The 3,347-nt window shown below is 72.3% G+C and carries 4 protein-coding genes and 1 pseudogene; 1 reads left to right on the forward strand and 4 read right to left on the reverse strand.

Annotated elements, in window-relative coordinates; translation table 11 throughout:
* Positions 1 to 106 precede the first annotated feature (106 nt).
* Positions 107 to 421: pseudogene (locus ACFXA3_RS39145) on the reverse strand (metalloregulator ArsR/SmtB family transcription factor); the annotation flags it as partial.
* Between the two features lie 42 nt (positions 422 to 463).
* Positions 464 to 1,303 (reverse strand): SDR family oxidoreductase, encoded by an 840-nt coding sequence (locus ACFXA3_RS39150; RefSeq protein ID WP_385195618.1) that lies wholly within the window; start codon positions 1,301 to 1,303, stop codon positions 464 to 466.
* A gap of 94 nt (positions 1,304 to 1,397) precedes the next feature.
* Here ACFXA3_RS39150 and ACFXA3_RS39155 point away from each other — a divergent pair, with 94 nt between their 5' ends.
* Positions 1,398 to 1,793, forward strand: coding sequence for a winged helix-turn-helix transcriptional regulator (locus tag ACFXA3_RS39155; RefSeq protein WP_385195610.1), 396 nt, complete (start codon positions 1,398 to 1,400; stop codon positions 1,791 to 1,793).
* A 4-nt stretch (positions 1,794 to 1,797) separates the two neighbouring features.
* Here the strand turns inward: ACFXA3_RS39155 and ACFXA3_RS39160 are convergent, their stop codons facing one another.
* Both ACFXA3_RS39160 and ACFXA3_RS39165 read right to left on the reverse strand, forming a co-directional pair.
* Positions 1,798 to 2,073: a hypothetical protein gene (locus ACFXA3_RS39160; protein WP_385195613.1), complete on the reverse strand. Its 276-nt coding sequence runs from the start codon at positions 2,071 to 2,073 to the stop codon at positions 1,798 to 1,800.
* A gap of 41 nt (positions 2,074 to 2,114) precedes the next feature.
* Complete coding sequence (locus ACFXA3_RS39165; RefSeq protein ID WP_385195616.1) at positions 2,115 to 3,308, reverse strand: serine hydrolase domain-containing protein; 1,194 nt, start codon at positions 3,306 to 3,308, stop codon at positions 2,115 to 2,117.
* Positions 3,309 to 3,347: the final 39 nt, after the last annotated feature.

The raw sequence follows: 3,347 nt of genomic DNA on the forward strand, positions 1-3,347 counted from the left end.
GCCCCCGAGGCGTGCTGGGGCGGGGGGTGTGGTGGCCTCGGGTTTCCCTGGCCAGGCCCCCCCCGCCGGGCTGGGCGCCGGGGGGGGCCCCAGGCACGCTCCCGTCCGCCTTGCGCCCCGTGGTGTGGCGCAGGACCACCTGTTCGGGGCAGACGGCGCTGAGGAACCGTCCGATGTGCATGGCCAGCCGTTCCTCGGCCAGCGCGTAGAGGATGCGGTTCCCGTCGCGCCGTTCGGTGACCAGCCCCGCCCCCTTGAGCACCCCGAGGTGCCGGGAGATGGAGGGGGCGCTGATCGCGAACCGGCCCGCGATCTCCCCGGCCGCGAGCTCGCCGCCCCGCAGGTCTTCGAGGATCTGACGCCTCGTGGGATCGGCCAGCGCCCTGAACGCGCTCGCCTCGTCTTCGCTTGATGTGCTCATGTTTAGGAATTTAGCATATGAGCTAAATACAAAAACAGGGTCTCAGCGGAACGCGCCGACGTTGCGGACGGCCCAGTCGGCGAAGGGGTGCGCGGGGCGGCCGAGGACTTCGTGGACCGCCGGGCTGACGCGCAGTTCGGCCTCGGTCGGGGCGCCGAGAATGTCCAGGGTGTCCCCCGCGAGCTCAGCCGGCATGGCCTGGGTCATGGCGGCCTCGGCCTCGGCGCGGGTGAGGTCCTGGAACCGCAGGGGCGAGCCCAGCGCGGCGGCGATGGCCTGCGCCTGCCCGCGCGGGGTGATCACCTCCGGGCCGGTCAGCTCGTACACACCCCCTGCGTGCCGGTCCTCCAGCAGGCAGGCCGCGGCGACCTCGGCGATGTCCACCGGGTCGATGATCGGCACCCCGACGTCGCCGAACGGGGCGGCGACGACCCGCTGCGCGCGCACGGACCCGGCCCACCACAGGGCGTTGGAGGCGAAGCCGCCCGGCCGCAGGACGGTCCATTCCATGCCGGACTCCCGCACCACGTCCTCCAGTGCGCGCATCGCGATCCGCGTCGTACCGAAGGGCCTGGTCGCCACGCCTTGGGTGGAGAGCAGGACGACCCTGCGGACCCCGGCGGCCGCGGCTCGGGCGACGATCCCGGCGGGGCCGGTCCCGGGTCCGTGCAGATCGCCGGAGAGCAGCAGGAACAGGGCCTTCGCCCCGGCGAGCGCGGGCTCCAGTCCGGCCGGCTCGGCAAGATCGGCCGCCAGGTGGCGGACGCCGTCCGGGACGGGCGCCGCGTTCCGCGACACCGCCGTCACCTGCTCGCCCGCCTCGGCCAGCGCCCGCGTCAGCGGCCCGCCCACGTTCCCCGTAGCCCCGGTCACCACGATCATGATCAGCTCCTCGTTCGTGCACGTCATGTCCGGTCCAGACGCTAGGACTTGGGCTAACTTCTGGTAAGGGCATACCTGGAGGTAAGCTCCTCACATGACGGGAAGCGTGCAGCTCGGACGCGACGACGCGGGCAGGCGGTATGACGTGTTTCACACGGACTGCCCCGCGCGCGACATGGTCGACCACGTGACCAGCAGATGGGGCATCTGGGTGCTGATCTCCTTGCGGAGCAACGACCTTCGGTTCTTCGAGCTGCGCGAGAGCATCCAGGGCATCAGCGAGAAGATGCTCGCGCAGACACTGCGTGCACTGGTCCAGGACGACCTGGTGTGGCGGACGGTCGAACCCACGACGCCACCTCAGGTCACCTACGGGCTCACCGAGTTCGGCGGACACGTGAGCGAGCCGCTGGTGGAGCTGTTCGACCGGATCACCCGTCGGCTGCCGTCGCCCGCCACGGGCCGGCCCGGCCGGAACGGCGCCGCGTGAACGACTACCGAAGGGCGCGGTAGTCGGCGGACGGCTGAACCAGCTCGGGGTGTTCCACCGGGTAGCGGTCACCGTGGATCGCCAGCATCGCCCAGTGCCACGCCTCGTCGTGGAAGATCAGCCCGCGGTACGGCGCATCGGCCGGTTCGAACGGGTACCGCTCCAGGGCGGCCTCCATGGCCTCCTCCGGCGCCATCCCGCCGTGACGCCGCATGACCCATGCGTAGCCGCGCCGCTCGGACCGCAGGCAGTCGAGGTACTCCGTTTCATCCCACGTCACGGCTCCACGGTATCCCCCGGCCTTCCCGCGGACGGGCCGGTTCAGCGGTCCTTGAGGAGCGCGCAGGCGAAGTCCTCCTGGACCGTGCGGAGCCGGGCGAGCAGGGCGGGCTTGTTGTCCTTGTTGGCCTGGGTGTTGATGGAGAACGTGAGGGAGCGGGTGCCGTCCGGGGTGGCGGCGGCGAGCTGGGTGTAGCCGGGGAAGTTGCCCGTGTGGCCGTAGAGGACGCCGCAGCGGGTGCTGTACCGGTAGATCGCGAGCCCGGCGGCGTTGGTGCCGGGGCCCGCCGGTTCCGAGGAATCGCCCGGGCGGAAGGTGAGCTGCTCCTTGCGGGTCTTGTCCGCCAGCAGGTCGGGGCCCGCGTACGCGCGGATGAAGGCGCCCAGTTCCCTCGGGGTGGACACGATGCCGCCGGAGGCCCAGACGCCCGAGGCGCTGAGGGCTTCGCTGACGTCCTCCGGTTCGGCCGGCGGGGTGACGTCGTAGCCGTGCAGGTACGGGCCGGGGAGCCGGTAGCCCAGGGGCAGGCTGGTCTGCCGCAGGCCGAGGGGGTGGTACACGAGGTCCTTGAGGAGGTCCTCGTAGCGGCGGCCTGTGGCCTCCTCGGCCATGAGCGCGACGGCGATGTTGTCGGAGTTGGAGTACTGGTACAGGGCGCCCGGGCGGAACAGCAGCGGCTCGTCCGCCACGAAGTCGAGGAGGGTGCGCGGGTCGAACAGGTGGCGGGGGTCGGCCCGCAGGATGCTCAGGAACTCGGGGTCGGCCGAGTAGTCGGGCAGACCGCTGGTGTGCTGGAGGAGCTGGCGCAGGGTCACCGGGTGCCAGTCGGCGGGCTGGCCGGGCAGCCGTTCGCCGATGGTGTCGTCGAGGGAGAGCAGTCCCTTGTCGACGAGCTGGAGGGCCACGGCGCCGCTGAACGCCTTCGCGATGCTGGCGATGCGCATGTGGTCGTCGAGGTTCGGCCGGCGTCCTGTTGCGATGTCCCCGACACCGGCGGTGTACACCTGCGTCCTGCCGTCCCTGGTGAGCACGGCGATCGCCCCGGGCGGGCCGTCGTCCTGGGCGACGAGCCCTTCGAGCCGCCGCTGGAGGCGCTCGTCGTGGTCCTGGTGCCCTCCCGCGGGGTTCGGGCCCGTCCCGGCCGCCTGCGCGGGCGGGAGGAGCGCGCCGAGCGCGGCGGCGGTGAGGGCGGCGGCGGACAGTCCGGTGCGGAAGCGGTGTACGCGGGTGGGCACGGGTGTCTCCCGGTCTGGGGGGGGGCGGGTCGGCGGGCG

This window comes from Streptomyces sp. NPDC059456, assembly GCF_042750055.1.
Classification (GTDB): Bacteria; Actinomycetota; Actinomycetes; order Streptomycetales; family Streptomycetaceae; genus Streptomyces.

Coding starts and splice junctions, on each gene's coding strand:
- ACFXA3_RS39155 (WP_385195610.1), top strand. CDS start 1,398: ATGACGGGAAGCGTGCAGCTCGGACGCGACGACGCGGGCAGGCGGTAT.
- ACFXA3_RS39150 (WP_385195618.1), bottom strand. CDS start 1,303: ATGATCGTGGTGACCGGGGCTACGGGGAACGTGGGCGGGCCGCTGACG.